We start from the raw sequence: 21756 nt of genomic DNA on the forward strand, positions 1-21756 counted from the left end.
CGACAGCGAGCCACCGCCCCAGAAGAGCCACCGAGAGGGAGCACAACCGTAAATGACCACCCCGCACAGCTCGGACGGACTGTTCATGAACCCCAACGGTGAGCAGGGCAGCCTCGACATGCCTACCGGCACGGCGCGCGGCTCGGGCGGCAACGGCGGCACGGGTGACACCGGCGCGAACGGCGACGCGGATGAGCGGCCGGACCCGACCCGGTTGCTGGACACCGAGCAGCGGTTCCCCGACACCAGCGGCGCCGAAGTGCGCGACGGGCTGCAGGAACTCATCGTGCGCGACCTGCTCGGCCCGTGGGACGGCGACGCCGAGCAGCTGCCCCACGGCTCCAGCGGCCCCCGCGAGCGCTACCTCGTCGGGATGCTCGGCCCCAAACAGGACGCCCGCCCCACCCCCGACGCCGAACCCGCGCCGGACACCGGGGCCGAGACCGGCGGCGAGGCCAACGGCGAAGGCGGCGGCGCTCCCCCCGAAGTGCTCAGCCCGCAGAGCCTCGGCCGCATCTGGGCCTCCTCGATGGGGCTGAGCTGCACCGTCGCGCGGGAGACCACCGCGCTGCACGTCACCGCGGAATGGGGCCGCTACGCCAAGGAGGACACCGAGACCGCCGAAGGCGCCAAACGCAGGCTCTGGACCCGCGAACCCGTAACGGTCAGCCGCGAGGTACGGCTCGACGGCACCGGCTCGCACCGCCTGCCGCTGACCGCAGACACCGCCGAGGAACCCGGCGTGCTGCTGGCCGTGACCGCCCGCGACCGCGACGGCAAGCGCGTCGTGGAACTCACCCTGGTCAACGCGCAACGAGAGGGCACCCCGCAGGAGGAGTCCTGGATGTTCCAGACCCGACTGCGCGCCACCGCCCTCGACGGCGCGGCCCCGGTGTTCCTGCCCGCCGACGACCCGCTGCACGACAGCACCGCCGAGGACGACCCGGAGGAACAGCACCTGCGGCTGCTCTACCGCGGCCAGCTGCGCTACGCCTCCGGCCACAACGTCGCCGTGCACCCGCACACCACCCCCGGCGCCCGCCGCGCCCACCAGCTCGAAACCACCTGGCTGCCCACCTACGAGGTCCCCGCCACCGTCGCGCCGGGCAACCAGCAGGGCAGCCCGCTGGCGGGCACCGAACTGGCCATGGACACCCTGGCCACCGCCGAACCATCCGAACTGCGCACCGGGTTGGCACCGCTGGCCGAGGACTACCGCCGCTGGCTCGACCAGCGCGAGTCCGAAGCGCGGGAACTGCCCGACTCGCTGCGCGAGACCGCCGAATCCGCCGTCTTCCAGGCACGCCGCGCCGCCGACCGGGTGCGGGCGGGCATCGACCTGCTCACCGACCCCGAGCATCCCGGGCACGCCGACGCGCTGGCCGCGTTCCGGTTCGCCAACCGCGCCATGGCCGCCCAACGCCGCCACACCGACCTCGCGCGGCTGCGCGAGACCACCGGCCTCGGCTATGCCGAAGCCAAGCAGCGGGTCGAGGCCAACGGCGCGGCCGGGGCCTCCTGGCGGCCGTTCCAGCTCGCCTTCGTACTGTTGAACCTGCCCTCGCTGGTCGACCCGGACCACGCCGAACGCGCCGCCGACTCGAACGCCGTGCTCGACCTGCTGTTCTTCCCCACCGGCGGCGGCAAGACCGAGGCATACCTCGGGCTGACCGCGTTCACCTTCGCCATCCGCCGGTTGCAGGGCACCTTCGGCAGCGGCGAGGACGCCCGCGACGGCGGGGCCGGGGTGGCGGTGCTGATGCGCTACACCCTGCGGCTGCTGACCGCGCAGCAGTTCCAGCGCGCCGCCGCGCTGGTGTGCGCGGCGGAGATGATCCGACGCGAGGACGAGGCCACCTGGGGCGCCGAGCCGTTCCGCATCGGACTGTGGGTCGGCGGCGGCGTCTCGCCCAACTGGTTCGGCCAGGCCGAGCAGCAGATCAGGGAAGCTCGCGAGGCAGGCGACGGCAAACGAGCCAACGTGGTGCAGACCCTGGCCTGCCCCTGGTGCGGCTCCGCGCTGCTGGCCCACCGCGACGCCGAGGTCGACACCGCCACCCGTCGGGTGCTGCTGCACTGCCCCAACGCCGAGGGCAGCGACGCCTGCCCGTTCTCCAAACCGCACTCGCCCGAGGGCCTGCCCATCCTCACCGTCGACGAGGAGATCTACCGGCTGCTGCCCAGCCTCGTCATCGCCACAGTGGACAAGCTCGCCCAGCTGCCCTGGAAGGGCTACGCCGGGATGCTGTTCGGCCGGGTGCGCCGCTGGTGCCCCCGGCACGGCTACCGCCACGACGACCTCGACGCCAAGACCGGCTGCGCCGACAAGCACCAGCAGAAGAGCGGTCACCCGAACGTGAGCAGCAAGCCCGTCGCACGGCTGCGCGCGCCCGATCTGATCATCCAGGACGAGCTGCACCTGATCTCCGGGGCGCTGGGCACCACCGTCGGGCTGTTCGAGTCCGCCGTGGACGAGCTGTGCTGCTGGCGCACGCCCGGGGGCAACGAGGCCGGGCCGAAGATCATCGCCTCCACCGCCACCACCAAACGCTCCGGCGAGCAGGTGCGTGGAGTGTTCAACCGCGATCTCGCGGTGTTCCCGCCGCAGGTCACCGAGGTCTCCGACACGTTCTTCTCGCACCAGGTCTCCACCGCGGACAAACCCGGCAGGCGCTACCTCGGCATCTGCGCCCACGGGGTGCGGCTGAAATCCGCCGAGATCCGCGTCGCCGAGATCCTGCTGCTGGCCGGGCAGACCCTGTTCGACCAGCACGGCGCGGTAGCCGACCCGTACATGACGCTGGTCGGCTACTTCAACGCCACCAGGGAACTCGCCGGGATGCGGCGCTCCCTCGACGACGACGTGGCCACCCGCGTGCGCACGCACGGCCGCAGGCGCGGCATCTCCGATCGGCTGTTCAGCCGCGGTGCGATGCTCACCATCCAGGAACTGACCTCCCGCATCTCCTCGGCCGACATCAGCGAGGTGCTCACCCACCTGGAGAACGGCTTCGAGGCCGAGATCGACACCACCCCGCGTCGCCGCGCCATCGGCTCCAACCTGCGCGAGATCTACGAACAGCGGCGCAAGTCCTCCCGCGGCAAGGACACCCCCGAGCCGCACCCGCTCAGCGCACGCCGCCAACAGCGCAGCAAGGAGGGCCGCGACCCGGTGGACGTGGTGCTGGCCACCTCGATGCTGCAGGTCGGTGTGGACGTCTCCCGGTTCGGACTGATGATGATCACCGGTCAGCCCAAGAACACCGCCGAGTACATCCAGGCGTCCTCCCGCGTGGGCCGTACCGACAGCGGACCGGGCCTGGTGGTCACCCTCTACAACTGGACCAGGCCCCGCGATTTGGCCCACTACGAGGACTTCGAGCACTACCACGCCACCTTCTACCGTCAGGTCGAGGCGCTGTCGGTCACCCCGTACACCCGCCGCGCGCTGGACCGAGGGGTAACCGCCGCGTTCGTGGCGGCGGTGCGCAACGCCGCCGAGCCGCACTCCAGGGAGAACGACGCCCAAGAAGTGGAACTGGACTCCCCGCTCGTGCGGCGCATCACCGAACGGATGCTCGACCGCGCCGAGGCCGTCCGTGGGCAGCGGGGGCGCGACTACCTCGCGGAACGCCTCAGCCGCACCAAGGACTTCTGGAGCACGGAGCAAACCGGTCAACTCCCGATCAGCTACACCGGTGGTTCCGCTCGTTCCAACGAGCAAAAACGTCCACCCCTGCTGACCAAGCCCGGCGACCACACCTGGCGGGACAGCACCGTGGCGCAGTCGATGCGCGAGACCGAGAACGAGATCAACCTGCTCGTCCCCGGCGGTGAGGAGCTGTACCAGACGCTCTACAACGCCCCCGCGTGGACCTTCGCGCCCGCACCGGACGGCGAGACCGACGCCGAGGACGAGGAGATCCCCGAGGGCGACGAGCTCGGCGACACCGCACTGCCCACCCCCAAACGCAAACCGTGACAGCGCCCCTGCCCTCGCTCGGCTTCCCCGGGTATCGGCGGTGCCGCACGCACTGGACTTTCCGGCACAGCGGCGTCAATTTCCCGCGAAATTGACACTCCGCTGCGACGCAGAGCCGAACTCCTACCACTCACGCAGCCCGACCATCCGCGGGTTCTCCCGTGCGGCTCTCGCGAGGAAGGCCCGACGTTGTGTAGGCCGCTACCCGATGTCGGGCCTCCCCGCAGCGAGAGCCGTGCGAGAGGTTCCGCCAAGCGAGGGTCCTGGCAAGCCCCGACAACTTCTGACAGCCGCTCCGGAAGGAGCTTTATGACCACTAATCACCGCCGTCGCGTGGGCTCGGTCCGCCCGAGCCACCTCATGTTCACCAGCGGGGTCGGCGCGCTGGTCGACATGCCCAACTTCTCCGTGCTGGTCCGTGGTCTCGACGACTGGAACTACAACGATGTCCGTGACCGAAACGACTGGAAGCCGATCGCCGAGCCCCGGCTGCTCTCCGCAGTGCAGGGCGTCTTCGGCAAGAACGTCAAGGAACTGCTGCCCGCGCCCTGGCTGGACGGCATGGAGCAGGACGCGAGTGGCCCCGCCTCTCGGGTTGGCGTGCCGACCGTGCCGTTCCCCTCCTGGCTGCGCTGCACCGCCTGTAACGAGCTCGCCCCGGTGGACTCGCGGATGTTCGGCTTCGAGAACGAGGTACCCAGCAGACCGCAGGACGCCCGGTTCTTCCACCAAGGGTGCGGCGTCAAGAAGAGTGGAGCCCCGCCGCTGGCGATCTCCTCCCGCTTCCTGATCTCCTGCACCGCCGGACACCTGGACGACTTTCCCTACCCGGAGTTCGTCCACCACGGAGCCGAGTGCCCCAAGGCGAAACAACCCAGGCTGCGGATGGAGGACCGCGGCGGCAACCGTGGCGTCAACGTCGAGATCAAATGCATCAGCTGCGGTGAACACCGCAACATGGGGCAGGCCATGGGCCAGCGCGGCGAGCGGAACCTGCCGCGCTGCCGGGGCAGGCACCCGCACCTGAACAGGTTCGACCCGCAGGGCTGCAAGTGCGCGCCCAAGGTGCTCACCGTCGGCGCCTCCAACCAGTGGTTCCCGCAGAACCTGTCGGTGCTGGCGGTACCCCGCACCGAGGCGAGTGAACTGGAGACCAAGGTCGAGCAGCACTGGAACGCGGTGTCCACACTGCCCGCCGCGATGTATCCCTACGCGCGGGAGAACGTGCCTGCCTTTTTCGAGCTCACCGGCTGGAGCGACGCCGAGATCGAGGCGGCGGTCGAGCGGGTGCGGGCCAGAATGGAGCAGGAGAGCGAGGAGGACAGCGAGACCGAGCAGCTCGACCTGCGCACCCCGGAGTGGGAGGTGTTCGCCGCCTCCGAGCTGCCCGCACCCACCGACGACTTCACGCTGCGGCGTGCCGAGGTACCCGTCGAACTGGCGGGGTACTACGCGGACGTGGTGCAGGCCGAGCGGCTACGCGAGGTCCGCGCGCTGACCGGGTTCACCCGGCTCGACGCGCCCGACCCCGAGGACCCCAAGCTGGTCACCCGCGCCCCGCTGGCCCGGTCCACGCCGCAGTGGGTGCCCGCCAGCGAGGTGCGCGGCGAGGGGATCTTCCTGCGCGTGCCCGAGGATCTGCTGCGCGACTGGGAGGGCCGCGCCGCCGAGTCGCAGGCGATGCACCGCCACCGGCGGGCCTACGCGGAGTTCCGCAAGAACCGCTACTCCGACCGCATCCCCGGCGAGTTCGACGAGATGCGCAACTGGCCCGGCCCCCGCTACCTCGCGCTGCACACCCTCTCGCACCTGCTGATCCGCACCATCGCCCTGGAGTGCGGCTACAGCTCGGCCAACCTGTCCGAACGCATCTACGCGGGCACCGAGGACGACCCGCGCAGCGGCATCCTGCTCTACACCGCGGTGCCCGACGCCGAGGGCACCCTCGGCGGGCTGGTCTCGCAGGCCGAACCCGACCGGCTGGTGCGGCTGACTCGCCGCGCGCTGAGCGAGGCGCGGCGCTGCTCCTCCGACCCGCTGTGCGCCGAACGGCTCCCGCAGCCGCCCGCCGACCACCTGCACGGCGCCGCCTGCCACGTCTGCCTGTTCGTCTCCGAGACCACCTGCGAACGCGGCAACCGGTTCCTGGACCGCAGGTTCGTGGTTCCCGTCGACGAGCACGAGGACCTGGCGTTGTACCGCGAGCGGCCGTGAGGGTGTGGGCATGACCGGCGAACCGTCCGAGCTGGAAAGCGTCGCCGCCGAGGCGTTACCCCGCCTCGGCGCGACCGCGCTGCGCACGCTGGCCGACCGCATCCAGGCGGGCTGGCCGGAGCAGGCCGTGCTGGCCGGGCCAGGTGAGGAGTACACCGAGACCGCGCGGGCCGTCCTCGACGCTCAGGCCGCTGAGGGGCGTTCGGCCGAGGAGACCGCGGGGTTCCTGCGCGGACTGGCCGCCGGATACAACCGCCGTGCCGCCGAGATCGCGGTCGAACCGGTCTGGAGCGGCCCCGGCACCCACCCGGTGCCGGTGCGCGCCACCGCGCGGGTGCTGGTCGAACTCATCGAGCGGGCCAGTCACGAGCTGCTGCTGATGACCTACTCGGCACGGCCGCACGAGCAGCTTCGGCGGGCGCTGCGCGCGGCGGTCGAGCGGGGAGTGGCCGTCACCGTGGTCGTGGAGACCTTGCGTGGCGCGCGGGGCGCGCTCGGTGGCCCTGAACCGGCCGATGCCTTCGCCGGGATCGGCGGGATCGAGTTGTGGCACTGGCCGCCGGAGCAGCGCACCGAGCGCAACTCCAGGACCCACGCCAAGATCGCGGTCGCCGACCGGCGCGAACTGCTGGTCTCCAGCGCCAACCTCACCCAGTCCGGTGTGGACCGCAACATCGAGGCGGGGCTGCGGGTGCGCGGCGGGACCGCTCCGCAGCGCGCCGCCGAGCACCTCACCGAACTCAAGACCCGGGGAATCCTCGAACGGCTGGGGGAGACATCGCAACAAGCGGGTGAGTGAAGTCCGGGTGGATGAAGCCCGGGTGAATGAAGCCCTGGCGAACGAAGCCGGGGAAGGCTCCGGGAATGCCTCGGAATCCCCGGCTTCGGCGACCGCGCAGGAAAGCCGCGAGAACCGCCGTGCGTTCTCCGAGTCGGTGGATCAGGCACTAGCGGTTGGGGCTTTCACGCGCACCACTTCCTGTAATTCCTGGTCGTTCTCGGTCGACATGCCCCGCAGTCCCCATCAGAGTTCCCTGGACCGTTGAGATTCCGGGCTGACCCGTTTGTGATCAGCCTTTCAGGATGCCGCAATGGGTGAGGCGTTGCCATAATCCGAATGGGTGAGATCGACTCGACTGGATTGTGGCGTGCTGTACACGGTGCTCGACTTCGTGTGGTCCGGCATACGAATTACTCACCCGTTCGGCGGATTTCCGCTAGCGAGCTCTGCGAGATCATGGAGGGCTTTCCGATCGCGGCCTGGGCGCGAGCGGTGATTGTCGGAAGAGAGCGAGGGGGAGATTTTGCACGAGCCGACCGCTGCGGACGACGAGCCGGACGCCGGTCCCGAAATCGCTGATCGTGCGGTCGTCGGCGCGCTGGCGCGTGGCACGTTGTCCCGTGCCGACGAAACGAGGAACACCGCCGACCGGCTTCGTTCCGCACCGGAACGGCTGCGGGAGCAAGTCCGCGAGCAGCACGCCGAGCTCCACCGCCGTGCCGTCGCCGCGCGGCTGAAGGACACTCCGCTGGACAAGTTGCGCGAGGCGGCCGGTAGCAGGATCCGGCTCGACGCGCTGGAACGCGCCGGGTACCGCAGCGTCCGGCAGGTGCTGTCCGCTCGTCCCGAGCAGCTGCGTCGGCACCCCGGAGTCGGGGAGAAAACCGCCGCCGAGGCGCTCCGTGCCGCGAAGAAGGTATCCGACGCCGCCGCACGTGAGACCGTCTTTCGGTTCGACCCGGACAGTGGGGATGCCGAGCAGGCTGAGCTGCTGGGCACGCTTCGTAAGCTGGAAACCGCCGAAGCCACTGTCGACGAGCTCGGCGACAGCATCGACGCGTTGACCGCCGAACTCGACTCGACCCGACCGGTCGCCGGGCGTGCGGGCAGCAAGCTGCGGATGATGTTCGCGGGCCGCGCCAAGAAACAGGACTCGCTGCGCGCGCTGGCCCGGCTCGAGGACCTGCTGGAACAACCGTGGGTCGAGCGGATCACCGATGCGGCGCGGCGGGCATACGAAGTAGCCGGACGGCAGAACGCGGCGGAGTCGTGGCGGGATTACCAGCAGCGCGCGGCCGTCTACAACACCCTGCTGAGCGGCATCACCGGCGTGGCGGAAACCTCGGAGGCCTCGGCGCGGGGCTTCGTCACCGGCGAGGTCGAACGCGAAGCCGCCGCTGTGGAGTTGGACACCAGCCTGCTCCACGTCGTGCCGCGCGGTTATCAGGCCTTCGGGGCCAAGTACGCGCTGGCGCGCGAGCACTGCGTCATCGGTGACGAGATGGGCCTGGGCAAAACCGTCGAAGCCCTGGCCGCGATGGCCCACCTCGCCGCGAGTGGCAGCACACACTTCCTCGTCGTCGCCCCGGCAGGCGTACTGGTCAACTGGGTGGACGAGACGCGCAGGCACACTCGGCTGACCGCACGCGGCCTGCACGGGCCACACCGCGACGCCGAGGCCGAGGGCTGGAAACGCAACGGCGGAGTGGCGGTGACCACCTACGACACGCTGCGCAGGCTCACCGGGCTCGACCGGATCAGCCCCGCCATGCTGGTCGTCGACGAGGCGCACCTGGTCAAAAACCCCGAAGCCAAACGTTCCCGAGCGGTCGGCGAGATCGCCGCCCGAGCCGAACGCAACCTGTTCCTCACCGGCACGCCGATGGAAAACCGCGTCGAGGAGTTCAAGACGCTGGTGTCCTACCTGGACCCCCCGCTGGCCGAGAAGATCCGCGTCGGCGACGCGCTGATGGGCGCCAAGGCGTTCCGCCGCACAGTGGCCCCGGTCTACCTGCGGCGCAACCAGGAGGACGTGCTCACCGAACTGCCCGAGAAGCTCGAACTCGAGGACTGGGTGCAGCTCGGTACGAAGGACGGCGATGCCTACCGCGAAGCCGTCGTCGACGGAAAATTCCAGCTCATGCGCCGGGCCGCCTACGAGCCCGAAAAGCTCGCCGACTCGGCCAAACTCGAACGCATGGGCGAGATCATCCAGGAGTCGGCACAAAACGGCTGGAAGGTCGTCGTGTTCAGCTACTTCCGCGACGTTCTCGAGAAAGTGGGGCGACTGCCGGGGGCCATGCACAGCCTCGACGGCAGACTCAGCGCCATCGCCAAGCAGGAACTGGTCGACGAGTTCAACAACCATCCGGAGCACGCCGTGCTCCCGGCGCAGATCGCGGCAGGGGGAGTGGGACTGAACATCCAGTCCGCCTCGGTGGTGATCCTCGCCGAACCCCAGCTCAAACCCAGCACCGAGGAGCAGGCCATCGCCCGTTGCCACCGCATGGGACAGACCCGCAAGGTGCACGTGCACCGGCTGATGGCCAAGGACACCGTCGACCAGCGGCTGGCCGAGGTGCTGGAGGGCAAAGCACGACTGTTCGACGCCTACGCCCGCGACAGCGCGGCCAAGAACAGCGATGCCTCCGCCGTCGACACCGAACCGATCGACCAGCGGCTGCTGCACGACGAAGCGATCCCGATGGATCAGCGGATAGTGCGCGTCGAACGCGAAAGGCTTCGGGGCGCCGAACGGGCGGGGGCATGATGGAACGACTTTTCCGGCACGGACTCGGTTCCGCGCGCTGTCGACTCAGGCATGCGGAATCCGGCGGCGAGGCAATCCCTCTTGTGAAGCGTTACAGAAATTCGGGAAACGATTCGATAACATATGGATTTTCGGGCAGCGTGAACTGTTCGGCAGCGGACTGCGCTATCTTGTGGAGCCGGGAGAAACCGTGATGGAGCTCGGGGTGTGCGGACTGCGTCGATGGGGCCGCACCAGCCCGAAAAGGTGGACAATCGATTGATCACGACCGGGCAGAGGCGCGTTCGACAGTTTCCCGCTTCCCGTGTATCAGGCCACTCGACGCCGCGTTCCGATCGGAACTCTCGATTACGCCCGGCGCGAAGGAATATTCCGGCGTCGGTGACGACCACCGACGACCGTCGATACAGCGGGTTCGAGTGGAACCGTAAGAGCAGTGAGACGCGCACACGGGATTTCTGGGAGGAATCGTGGCGGAACCGACAGTGATCAACGATCGCTACGAACTCCAGGCCGTTCCGCTGGCCAAAGGCGGGATGGGAGAGGTGTGGGTGGGACGCGACACCAAACTCGAACGAGAGGTGGCCGTCAAGTTCGTCCGGTTCCCCGACGCGGATGACGACGAGGAACTGGTACGGCGATTCCGCCGCGAGTCCCGCGTCACCGCGCGGCTGCGGCACCCCGGCGTGCCGTCGATCTTCGACGTGGGCAACCACGACGGGCGGCCCTACCTGGTCATGGAACTCGTCCACGGCATCAGCGTCTCCGACCTGATCGCCGAACACGGCATGCTACCGCTCGGCTGGGCCGCGGCGATCGCCGCGCAGACCTGCTCGGTGCTCACCGCCGCCCACCAGGAACAGCTGGTGCACCGCGATCTCAAACCGGCCAACCTGATGCTGCAACCGGACGGCACCGTCAAGGTGCTCGACTTCGGACTGGCCGTGGCGCTCGACGTGGCGGACATCTCCCGGTTGACCCGCACCGGGCAACACATCGGTACTCCCGCCTACATGGCTCCGGAACAGATCCAGGACGCCACCAGCTCCACCCGCAGTGATCTCTACTCGTTGGGTTGCGTGCTCTACGAGTCGCTCACGGGGACACGGCTTTTCCGGGGCCCCACCGACTACGCCGTGATGAACAAGCAGGTCGGCGAGCGGCCCGCGCCGCTGCACGAGTACCGCCCGGACGTGCCGTCGGAACTGACGGAGCTGGTCACCGACCTGCTGGCCAAGGAATCCGACGATCGCCCCGACAGCGCGCCCACCGTCTACCAACGGCTGCTGCCGTTCGCGGCGGACCTCGAAGCGCTGCCGGGAGCGCTCGCGAATCCCTCGGTCCCCAGCCCCACCCGGATGTACGCCTCGGTGTTGAGTCGGGTGTTTCCCCACGACAGCCCGTTCCCGGGGCCGGTGGGTGGGACCTCCGAGAGCACGCCTTCACGGGAAGAGCCACCCGAAGGCGCGGTTCCCGGTGAGGTGGCTCCCGAGCATAGCTCGCCCGAGCGGGGGAACGCCTCGGAGCGCACTGATCCGCCGAGCGAGGCATCGCGGGAAATGAACGAGCGGACCGCTCGCCCCGATCCCGGCGAGGAGGAGGCCCCCGCGATAACCCGGGACGAGCTGGCGGCCGCCAGGAACCGGGCGGAATCCCACGTGCGGCGTTCCCGATACGACGAGGCCGCCGAACTGCTCAGGTCCACAGTGGATTCCGCTAGCAGGGCTCTCGGAAGTACCGACGGCGACGTCGTCGAACTGCGACTGGAGTGGGCCCGAGTGCTCTACGACGGCAGCCAGTACCAGCGGGCCGGGCCGGTATACCACGCGTTGGCCACCGACCTGGCACAACGCGACGGGCTCGACACCGAACTCGTTCTCCACTGCCGACTGCGCAACGCCAGCTGTCACGCGCTCGGCGGTAACCACAGCCACGCGCTTCGGGCCATGAACAGCCTGCTGGCCGACGAACAGCGCGTCTTCGGCGACGACCACCCCCGCACCCTGGACCTGCGATGCCAGATCGGGTTGCTCCAGCTCGGAGCGGGCAAGCCGGAGGAAGCCGAGACGACCCTGAGCACGCTGCTCGACGACCTGCTCCGCACCCATCATCCCGAGCACTCCACCGTCGTCAAAGTGCGCGAACTGCTCGACGGATTGCCGGGTGGAGGAGGATGATCATCAGCGGTGTCCGGAGCCCCATCGGGGAAAACGGTCGAATCGGACGGACTGGGGTCTTTCGCGGATCGGGGCGACGCGGCGCCGACGACATTGACAACTACGCACAGCGGTACCGGAGACGCAAGTGGCCCGACTCGGCATAGACAAGGACTTCCTGCGCGAGTTCACCAAGCTCGAAAAGCAGGTTCAGGAGCGGGTGAGCCAGACCCTGGCGAAATTCGATCAGGTCAGCCACGCCGGAGCACACCTCGAGAAGATCGCCAACGCGCGCGATTCCCGGTTCCGCTCCATCCGGATCAGCGACTTCTGGCGCGGGATCGTGCTCGCACCGGACTCCGGGGACAGCTACACCCTGCTCACCGTGCTGCCGCACGACGATGCCTACGCCTGGGCGAAACGGCGCAGGGCCTCGGTCAACGCGGCCACCGGGCGGATCGAGATCCGCGACGTCGCGGCAGTGGAGGACAGTCTGTCCGGGCTGTCCAAACTGGCCGAAACCGCTCCCAGCCGGTTGTTCGACCACGTCAAGGACTCCCAGCTACGGCAGCTGGGACTCGACGAGCAGATCCTGGCCTTCGCGCGTGCGCTGACCGATTCGGCGCAGCTCGACGCGGCCAAGGCCCTCCTGCCGGGCAACCAGTACGACGTGCTGTTCGGGCTGGCCACCGGCTACACCCCCGAACAGGTTTGGGCGGAGTTGGCCGCCGAGGTCAGCGACACCGGGTTCGACCCGGACGATCTGGACGCGGCGGTGGAGCGCAGCCCCGATCGTGTCGTGCTCGTCGACGGTCCCGAAGAGCTCATGGCGGTCTTCCGGCATCCGTTGGCCACGTGGCGGATCTACCTGCACCCGGTGCAGCGCTCGGCGGTGGAGGCCTCCTACAACGGTCCCGCGCGCGTCACCGGCGGCCCCGGCACCGGCAAGACCGTGGTGACGATGCACCGCGCCCACCAGCTGGCGGTGAACGGGGCGGGGCCCGTGCTGATGACCACCTTCACCGCCACCCTGGCCGGCTCGCTCGACACCGGGGTGAGACTGCTGGTGGAGGACGACGAGGTGCGCGAACGCATCCACGTGCACCACGTGGACCAGTTCGCCAACCGGGTCTTCCGCGAACACCACGAGGTTCCCGCGATCCTGAGCGCGGAGGAGCAACGGCAACTGTGGCAGTCGATCGTCACCGAGCTGGAGGTGTCGTTCTCGGCCAACTTCCTGGCGGAGGAGTGGCGTCAGGTCGTGCTCGCCCAGGGGGTCGACAGTGCCGAGCAGTATCTCGGAGCCAAACGCGACGGCCGGGGGCGCGGCCTCGGCAGTCGGCAGCGGGCGCAGGTCTGGCAGGCTATCTGGGAGTTCGAGAGCGAGCTGCGGCGGCGGGGCGTGTGGACCCACGAGACGATCTGCGTCGAGGCCACCAGGCTGCTCGAACAGCGAACCGACAAGCCCTACCGGCACGTCGTGGTCGACGAGGCCCAGGACCTCAGCCCGGTGCAGTGGCGACTGCTGCGCGCCGCCGTGCCCGAGCGGCCCGACGACATCTTCCTGGCCGGTGACACGCATCAGCGCATCTACAACAACCGCGTGAGCCTGCGCGACGTGGGCATCCGGGTTACCGGGCGGTCGAGCCGGTTGAACGTCAACTACCGCACCACTGCCGAGATCCTCGCCTGGAGCCTCGGGCTGCTGCGCGGCGAGACCATCGACGACATGGACGAGGGGCTCGAAGCCATCGCGGGCTGCCGCTCGGAGGTACGCGGCAAGCACCCGTGGGTTCGCGGTTTCCCCACCAGAAGCGCCGAGCTCGAACAGCTGGTGACCACGCTGCGGGAATGGGTCGACACCGGGATCGCTCCCGGTGAGATCGGCGTGGCGGTGCGCTCCAACAAACTCGTCGAAACGGTCGTGGCCGAACTCGGAGAAGCCGGGATTCCGAACGTGCGGCTGCAGGGCGGCACGACCGAGGAGGACGACGCGGTCGCGGTGGGCACCATGCACCGGATGAAGGGGCTGGAGTTCCGCTGCCTGGCGGTGGCCGGGGTCACCGAGCATCAGGTGCCGCCCCCCAGCGCGATCACTCCCGAGGAGGAGGACGCCTCGGCACACCGCAGGGACGCCCAGCGCGAACGGTGTCTGCTGTTCGTCGCCTGCACCCGCGCCCGGGAGCAGCTCGCCGTGTCCTGGCACGGCGGCAAGAGTCCGTTCCTGCACACCCAGAACTGACACCGGACGCGCCCGAGATTTCCGGATTACGTGTGACCAGCTTCGATCACAGGAAGGTAGAACATGCCGACGCTTTCCACACTGCTGTACCAGATCGACTCCGGTTCCGTGCTGCTTCCCGAGTTCCAGCGTGGTTACGTGTGGAACCGGGACCAGGTGCGGGAGTTGATGCAGTCGCTGTACCGGGGGCATCCGGTGGGTGGGCTGCTGATGTGGGAGACCGACGCGGAAGGGGTTTCCGTCCGGGGCGAGACGAGCGGTCAGCAGGGAACCCATCTGCTGCTGCTGGACGGTCAGCAGCGCATCACCTCGCTGTACGGCGTGGTGCGCGGCAAGGCCCCGGCGTTCTTCGAAGGGGACCCGGCGGTCTTCGCCAATCTGTACTTCAACGTCGTCGAGGAGAAGTTCGAGTTCTACGCGCCGTCCAGGATGGCCGATGACTACCGCTGGGTGAACGTGACCAAGCTGTTCCTGGAGAACCTCGGCGAGTACATCACCAGTTTCCAACAGCACGACCCGGCCAATCTCGGCCTCTACGTGGAGCGGCTGAACCGGCTGCGCAACCTGCTGGAACGCGAGTTCTACGCGGAGAAGATCACCGGAAACGACAAGAACGTGGACACGGTGGTCGACATCTTCAACCGGGTCAACTCGGGCGGGACGAAGCTGTCCAAGGGTGATCTCGCGCTGGCCAAGATCTGCTCGCAGTGGAGCGACGCGCGCGGCGAGATGCGCGAGAAGCTGCAGGAGTGGCAGGAGGCGGACTTCGACTTCACGCTGGACTGGCTGCTGCGCAACGCCAACGCGGTGGCGACGGGCCGAGCCCTGTTCACCGCGTTGGACAACGTCTCGGCCGGAGAGTTCCGGGACGCGCTGTACAGGTCCACCGGATACATCGGTCGGTTCCTCGACCTGGTCTCCGGGCGGCTCGGCCTGGACCACGACCGGGTGTTGATGGCCCGCTACGCCTTCCCGGTGGTCTCGCGGCTGCTGGAACTCAACGGCGGCCGGTTCGACGACCGTTCCCACCAGGACAAGGTGCTGTACTGGTACGTCCACGCCGCGCTGTGGGGGCGCTTCGCCGGGTCCACCGAAACGTTCCTGCAGAAGGACTACGAGACCGTGGAACGGTCCGGCATCGACGGGCTGATCACCTCGCTGGAGCGGTGGCGCGGCGGCAACCTCGACGTGCACGCGCACGACTTCGAGGGCTCGACCAAGGGCTCGCGCTTCTACCCACTGCTGTACATGCTGACCAGGGTCAACCAGGCCCGCGACTTCGGCAGCGGTGTGCCGCTGCGCGCCGACATGCTGGGCAGGAACTCCTCGCTGCAGGTGCACCACCTGTTCCCCAAGTCGCTGCTGTACCAGGCGGGCTACGAGCGTTCCCAGGTCAACGCCATCGCGAACTTCTGTTTCCTCACCCAGGACACCAACCTCGTGGTGGGGAACCGGTCGCCGGCGGAATACTTCGCCGAGGTGGAGGAGAAACACCCCGGCGTGCTGGCCTCGCAGTGGATCCCCACCGATCCGGAACTGTGGAAGATCGAACGCTATCCCGACTTCCTGCAGGCGCGGCGCGAGCTGCTGGCCGAGGCGGCGCAGTCGTTCCTCACCGAGCTGCGTACCGGTGAGACGGCCACCGACCGGGAGGAGCTGCAACCGCTGTCCATCGCCGGGGACGACGACATGGACGCCCGTGTCGCCCAGGTCAACGGGCTCATCTCCGAGCTGGTCGAACTCGGCTGCACACCTCCGTCCACCGACACCGAGATCGCCGACCCCCGCACCGGTCGAGCGCTGGCCGTGGCCGAGGCGTTCTGGCCCGAAGGGTTGCAGACCGGGCAGGGGAGTCCGGTGGTGCTCGAACTCGACACCGCCGACGCCGACCTGCCCCGGCTGGAGGAGCTCGGCTACGAGGTGTTCACCTCGGTCGACGCGCTGCGCGGTTACGTGCGGCGTCGCAACCGGAGCGAGCCGGAGTCCGAGCCGGACCCCGATGCCGGCTCCGTCGCGGCCGAGCGGTCGCGCGAGCCCGACCCCGCGGCGGAACCGGTGGTGGCCGAGTTCGAGCAGCGGATGCGTTCGCTGTACGAGCGGGGTCGAAAGGAGGCGCACTACACCGCCACATACTTCCTGAGCATGCTCGCCGAGCACGGCGGACTGTCCACCGCGCACAAACTTCTCGCCGGTGGGGGTGTCTCCGACGGCTTCGCCGCGCTCTGGGAACGCGGCAGGCTCGATCTCACCGTCGAAGCGCTGGCCACCGAGTCGCGCTTCGCGGAGTTGTTCTCCGCCGAGGAATTGCGGACAGCCGAACACCGACTCAGCCAGTTCGGCTACGCCACCTGAGCCGAGTTCCGCCGCTCGATCGGTGGTGATGGCTGGCGGGAGAGCTATCGCAGGGGCGACGGACCTTACGCAGCCCCCGGCACGGTGATCCGACACCACGTCACGCGGGGACGTGGACGCGGTGTCGGATCATGCGGGATTCGTCAACGACGACACGCCACTTCTCGATTTTCACGGGGCATTCTTCACTCGTCTCGTGTACATTTCTGGAACGATCTCATTTTTATTTTTTGTGTCGTGGTGGCGCTTTCACGAATTTCGCTCATCGGTTCCTGGTGCGCTGCGGAATTCCAATATCAAGTTGTGAACTGATTCACTCCGTTTTAGCTTGGGTGATGCCGCATACCACAACAAGGAAGTGATCACCGATGTCATCGTCCCCGGACAGCGGTGCGCACGAAACGGTCGATCGCCTGTTTGAACGTCGTGTCGAACCCGTCAATCAAATCCTGGCGAACGCCGACAACGTGGCCCGAGCCTGTCATGCCGTGTCCCGAAGATTCCACGACGGCGGAAAACTGGTCGTTTTCGGAAACGGCGGGGCGAGTACCGACGCGCAACACGTGGCGGTCGAGTTCGTGCATCCGGTGATCGTCGGCAAACGCGCGCTGCCCGCGATCTCGTTGACCTCGGACGTGGCCACGGTCACCGGAGTCGCCACCGGCAGCGGCGAGGGACTGGACGAGGTGTTCGCCCACCAGATCCGGCACCTGGCCGATCCGGGCGACATCGCGCTGGGGATCTCCACCGACGGCAACTGCGCCAACGTGCTGCGCGGACTGCGCGAGAGCGGCGACCTCGGACTGCTGACCGTCGGCCTGGTCGGCGGTGACGGCGGGGCGATGGCGGATTCCGGAATCGACCACGTGCTCACGGCGCGAGCCACCGATCCGCGCGTGGTCAAGGAAGTGCACGTGACCGTGTACCACATCCTCTGGGAACTGGTGCACGTCTTCCTCGAACAACCCGGCGCGTTGACCTCGGAAGGGGCGGCATGAGCGAGGAACCGCTTCCCGCCCCGGTGCCCTCCGGCGTGAGCTGCGACGGGCAGCACTGCGTGACCTGTTCGGACGAGGCGGTGCGCGTCACGGTGCTGCGGCTGCTCGCGGACGGCATGGCCGACGTGGAGACCGAATTCGGAACCGAACGGATCAGTGTCGCGCTGATTCCGGCCGCCGTCGGCGACACCGTGCTGGTGCACGCGGGCGAGGCCATCGCGACCGTCGAGGAGTGAACACCGTGGACCAGGCCGACACCCACCCCGAGCCCGCTACCCACACCGGACCCGCTACCCACACCGACCCCGCGACCGCCGCCCGGCCGGCGACCGAGATCGGATCGGCGACCGACATCGGATCCGCGGGGGCGCTGTACCCGTTCCTGACCAACGCGCCGGTCGACGTCGACGCCGTGTTCGACCAGGTGCGTCACTCCATCGAGGCCAAGGCCCGCGAGATCAGGGAACTGCGGGTCGAGGTGCACCGGCGCGACGGTGCCACCCTCGTCCACTGCGCCGACGCGATGGCCGAACGCTTCGCCAGGGGTGGCAGGCTGCTCGCATTCGGCAACGGCGGCAGCTCCACCGACGCCCAGGAGATAGCGAGCCAGTTCCTGCACCCGGACGCGGGCGGAACCGCGCTGCCCGCGCTCGGGCTGACCAGCGATATCGCGGTGGTCACCGCGTTGTGCAACGACGTCGGCTTCGACGTCATCTTCGCGAGGCAACTCGGCGCGTTCGGCGGCGCCAACGACATCGCGGTCGGCATCTCGACCAGCGGAAACTCGGCCAACCTGCTCGCGGGCTTCGAGGAGGCCAAGAGCAGGGGGATGTTGACCGTCGGCATCGCCGGTTACGAAGGCGGCAAGATGTCCGAATCGGACAGCATCGATCACCTGTTCGTGGTGCCCTCACCCTCCGTGCACCGCATTCAGGAAGCCCAGACCACGCTCTACCACGCGCTCTGGGAACTCACCCAATCCGCGCTCTCCCGAACTCGAGACGGTGCGGCACCGCAGGGCACACCCGCCTCGATGCGTGAGTGAGGAGTGATCCGTCGTGGCACCGACCAACGAACGACACATGAAACCCGTTCCCGACGAGGACCCGACCACCCGAGGAGCGGGCGCCGACAGCACCATCGGAGACGGCATGCAGGGGCCGGTTCACATCCTGTGGATCAACGCCGGGCTCAGCTGCGACGGCGACTCCGTCTCACTGACGGCGGCCACGCAACCCAGCATCGAGGAAATCGTGCTGGGAGCACTGCCCGGACTGCCCGAGGTGCAGGTGCACTGGCCATTGATCGACTTCGAGAGCGGGCCCGACCAGGGCGCGGACACCTTCATCGAGTGGTTCCACAAGGCCGACCGCGGTGAGCTCGAACCCTTCCTGCTGGTGATCGAGGGATCGATCCCCAACGAGGCCATCAAGGAGGAGGGGTACTGGTGCGGGTTCGGCAACGACCCGAACACCGGTCAGCCCATCACCACTAGCGAGTGGATCGACCGGCTCGCCCCCAAGGCACTGGGCATCGTGGCCACCGGGACCTGCGCCACCTACGGCGGTATCCACGCGATGGCCGGCAACCCCACCGGTGCCATGGGGGTGCCGGACTACCTCGGCTGGCAGTGGAAGTCCAAGGCAGGCCTGCCGATAGTGTGCGTGCCGGGCTGCCCGGTGCAGCCGGACAACATGTCCGAGACGCTGCTGTACCTGCTCTACCAGGTCGCCGGGCAGGCCCCGATGATCCCGCTGGACGACGCGCTGCGGCCGAAGTGGCTGTTCAGCATTACCGTCCACGAGGGCTGCGACCGGGGCGGCTACTACGAGCAGGGACAGTTCACCGAGCACTACGGCACCCCCGAGTGCCTGGTCAAGATCGGCTGCTGGGGGCCGGTCGTGCACTGCAACGTGACCAAACGCGGCTGGATGGACGGCATCGGCGGCTGCCCCAACGTGGGCGGCATCTGCATCGGATGCACCATGCCCGGTTTCCCCGACAAGTTCATGCCGTTCATGGACGAACCCCCCGGTGCGCTGCTGTCCACCGCCGCGGTCGGCGGCTACGGCGCCACGATCCGCAGACTCCGCCGCATCACCCGCAAGACCGCGGACAAGGAACCGTCCTGGCGCACCAAGGGACGTGAGCTGCACACCGGTTACCGGCCGACCTGGTGATCCGATCCGAGGAAGGTACCCACATGACACAGACCGATCCCGCCGCCAAGACGGGAAAGTCGAAATCCGATCTGATGGAGATGTCCTGGGACCCGATCACCAGGATAGTCGGCAGCCTCGGCATCTACACCAAGATCGACTGGGAGGCCAGGCGGGTGGTGGAGTGCTACAGCACCTCCTCGATCTTCCGCGGCTACAGCATCTTCATGAAGGGCAAGGACCCCCGCGACGCGCACTTCATCACCAGCCGCATCTGCGGCATCTGCGGGGACAACCACGCCACCTGCTCGGTCTACAGCCAGAACATGGCCTACGGGGTCAAGCCGCCCAAACTGGGGGAGTGGATCATCAACCTCGGTGAGGCCGCCGAGTACATGTTCGACCACAACATCTACCAGGAGAACCTGGTGGGGGTCGACTACTGCGAGAAGATGATCCGCGAGACCAACCCCGGCGTGCTGGAACTGGCCGAGCGGACCGAGGCCCCCAACGCCTCCGAGCACGGCTACCGCACCATCGCCGACATCATGCGGGCGCTCAACCCGCTGGAGGGCGAGTTCTACCGGGAGGCGCTGCAGATCAGCAGGCTCACCCGCGAGATGTTCTGCCTCATGGAGGGACGCCACGTCCACCCCTCCACGCTGTACCCCGGCGGGGTGGGAACGGTCGCCACGGTGCAACTGTTCACCGACTACCTCACTCGGCTGATGCGCTACGTCGAGTTCATGAAGCGCTGCGTGCCGATGCACGACGACCTGTTCGACTTCATCTACGAGGCCCTGCCCGGATACGAGGAGGTCGGTAGGCGTCGAATCATGCTCGCCTGCTGGGGCAGTCTCAACGACCCGGACCACTGCGACTTCCAGTACGAGAACATGAACAACTGGGGCCGCAAGATGTTCGTCACGCCGGGCATCGTCGTGGACGGGCAGTTGGTCACCACCGACCTGGTCGACATCAACCTGGGCATCCGGATCCTGCTCGGCAGCTCCTACTACGAGGACTGGCAGGGCCAGGAGACGTTCGTCGACCGCGACCCGCTGGGCAATCCGGTCGACCAGCGCCATCCCTGGAACCAGCACACCATTCCCAAACCGGCCAAACGGGACTTCGACGACAAGTACTCCTGGGTGATGTCGCCGCGCTGGTTCAACGGTTCCGAGCACCTGGCGCTGGACACCGGCGGCGGCCCCATCGCGCGGTTGTGGACCACCGCGCTGGCCGGGCTGGTGGACATGGGCAACGTCCGCGCCACCGGTCACAGTGTGGAGATCAACCTGCCCAAGAGCGCCACGATGGGTGAGCGCACGTTGGAGTGGAAGATTCCGAAGTGGAGCAACGCCATCGAGCGCAACCGGGCCCGAACCTACTTCCAGGCCTACTGCGCCGCCGCCGCGCTGCACTTCGTGGATAAGGCGCTGGCCGAGGTCCGCGGCGGAAACACGCAGACCTGGGAACCGTTCGACGTGCCCAACGAGAGCGTGGGCTGCGGCTTCACCGAAGCCGTGCGCGGGGTGCTCTCGCACCACATGGTGGTGCAGAACGGCAAGATCGCCAACTACCACCCCTATCCGCCGACGCCGTGGAACGCCAGCGTGCGCGACCCCTACGGCACACCGGGACCCTACGAGGACGCGGTGCAGAACACCCCGATCTTCGAGGAGAACTCCCCGGAGAACTTCAAGGGGATCGACATCATGCGCGCCGTGCGCAGCTTCGATCCCTGCCTGCCGTGCGGGGTGCACATGTACACCGGCGACGGGTTCGAGCTGGACAAGACGCACACGCCCCACGCCTTCGACAGCCAGACCTGATCGGGGCTCCCCGGTCGGGTTGACGGGGTGGTCGGGTGGCGGAACCTCTCGCACGGCTCTCGCTCCGGGAGGCCCGACATCGGGTAGCGGCCTACACAACGTCGGGCCTTCCTCGCGAGAGCCGCACGGGAGAACCCGCGGCGGTGCGGGCCGCGGGAGCGGAAGTTCGGCGCTGCGAAGCGGCTCGTTCGGCCGGTCCGGCCGGAACACCTCAGTGAGACAACCGACCCAGTACACCACACAACCGTGCCCCGGTGACCACGCTTT

12 protein-coding genes are annotated in these 21756 nt (G+C 68.2%); all 12 read left to right on the plus strand.

Going from position 1 to position 21756, the window contains the following annotated elements; genetic code table 11:
- Nucleotides 1-52 precede the first annotated feature (52 nt).
- The 12 genes from drmA (at nt 53) to ACOQFL_RS01710 (ending at nt 21489) form a co-directional block, all read left to right on the plus strand.
- Nucleotides 53-3982 carry a DISARM system helicase DrmA gene (gene drmA, locus ACOQFL_RS01655; RefSeq protein ID WP_435542285.1) on the plus strand — a complete coding sequence of 1310 codons (3930 nt, stop codon included), beginning with the start codon at nt 53-55 and terminating at the stop codon, nt 3980-3982.
- A gap of 309 nt (nt 3983-4291) precedes the next feature.
- Nucleotides 4292-6196 carry a DrmB family protein gene (drmB, locus tag ACOQFL_RS01660; protein WP_435542286.1) on the plus strand — a complete coding sequence of 635 codons (1905 nt, stop codon included), beginning with the start codon at nt 4292-4294 and terminating at the stop codon, nt 6194-6196.
- Nucleotides 6197-6206: 10 nt separating this feature from the next.
- Entirely contained in the window at nt 6207-6995 is a 789-nt protein-coding gene (gene drmC / locus ACOQFL_RS01665) for a DISARM system phospholipase D-like protein DrmC (RefSeq protein ID WP_435542287.1), read from the plus strand.
- 478 nt (nt 6996-7473) lie between these two features.
- Nucleotides 7474-9747, plus strand: coding sequence for a DEAD/DEAH box helicase (locus ACOQFL_RS01670; RefSeq protein WP_435542288.1), 2274 nt, complete (start codon nt 7474-7476; stop codon nt 9745-9747).
- Between the two features lie 470 nt (nt 9748-10217).
- Nucleotides 10218-11924, plus strand: a complete 1707-nt coding sequence (locus ACOQFL_RS01675; protein WP_435542289.1) for a serine/threonine-protein kinase — start codon at nt 10218-10220, stop codon at nt 11922-11924.
- Between the two features lie 127 nt (nt 11925-12051).
- Nucleotides 12052-14145 carry a UvrD-helicase domain-containing protein gene (locus ACOQFL_RS01680; RefSeq protein ID WP_435542290.1) on the plus strand — a complete coding sequence of 698 codons (2094 nt, stop codon included), beginning with the start codon at nt 12052-12054 and terminating at the stop codon, nt 14143-14145.
- Nucleotides 14146-14208: 63 nt separating this feature from the next.
- The gene (locus ACOQFL_RS01685; RefSeq protein ID WP_435542291.1) at nt 14209-16497 is read left to right on the plus strand and encodes a GmrSD restriction endonuclease domain-containing protein; all 2289 of its coding nucleotides are present in this window, start codon (nt 14209-14211) and stop codon (nt 16495-16497) included.
- 368 nt (nt 16498-16865) lie between these two features.
- Nucleotides 16866-17495, plus strand: a complete 630-nt coding sequence (locus tag ACOQFL_RS01690; RefSeq protein ID WP_435542292.1) for a D-sedoheptulose-7-phosphate isomerase — start codon at nt 16866-16868, stop codon at nt 17493-17495.
- Nucleotides 17492-17731 carry a HypC/HybG/HupF family hydrogenase formation chaperone gene (locus ACOQFL_RS01695; RefSeq protein WP_435542293.1) on the plus strand — a complete coding sequence of 80 codons (240 nt, stop codon included), beginning with the start codon at nt 17492-17494 and terminating at the stop codon, nt 17729-17731. The genes ACOQFL_RS01690 and ACOQFL_RS01695 overlap by 4 nt, the downstream gene beginning before the upstream one ends.
- A gap of 98 nt (nt 17732-17829) precedes the next feature.
- Complete coding sequence (locus ACOQFL_RS01700; RefSeq protein ID WP_435542464.1) at nt 17830-18540, plus strand: D-sedoheptulose-7-phosphate isomerase; 711 nt, start codon at nt 17830-17832, stop codon at nt 18538-18540.
- A 106-nt stretch (nt 18541-18646) separates the two neighbouring features.
- On the plus strand, nt 18647-19675 hold the full coding sequence (locus ACOQFL_RS01705; protein WP_435542465.1) for an NADH-quinone oxidoreductase subunit B family protein: 1029 nt from the start codon (nt 18647-18649) through the stop codon (nt 19673-19675).
- Nucleotides 19676-19698: 23 nt separating this feature from the next.
- Nucleotides 19699-21489, plus strand: a complete 1791-nt coding sequence (locus ACOQFL_RS01710; RefSeq protein WP_435542294.1) for a nickel-dependent hydrogenase large subunit — start codon at nt 19699-19701, stop codon at nt 21487-21489.
- The last annotated feature ends 267 nt before the right edge of the window (nt 21490-21756 follow it).

The sequence above is a fragment of the Actinopolyspora sabaoui genome (assembly GCF_051225635.1).
GTDB lineage: Bacteria > Actinomycetota > Actinomycetes > Mycobacteriales > Pseudonocardiaceae > Actinopolyspora.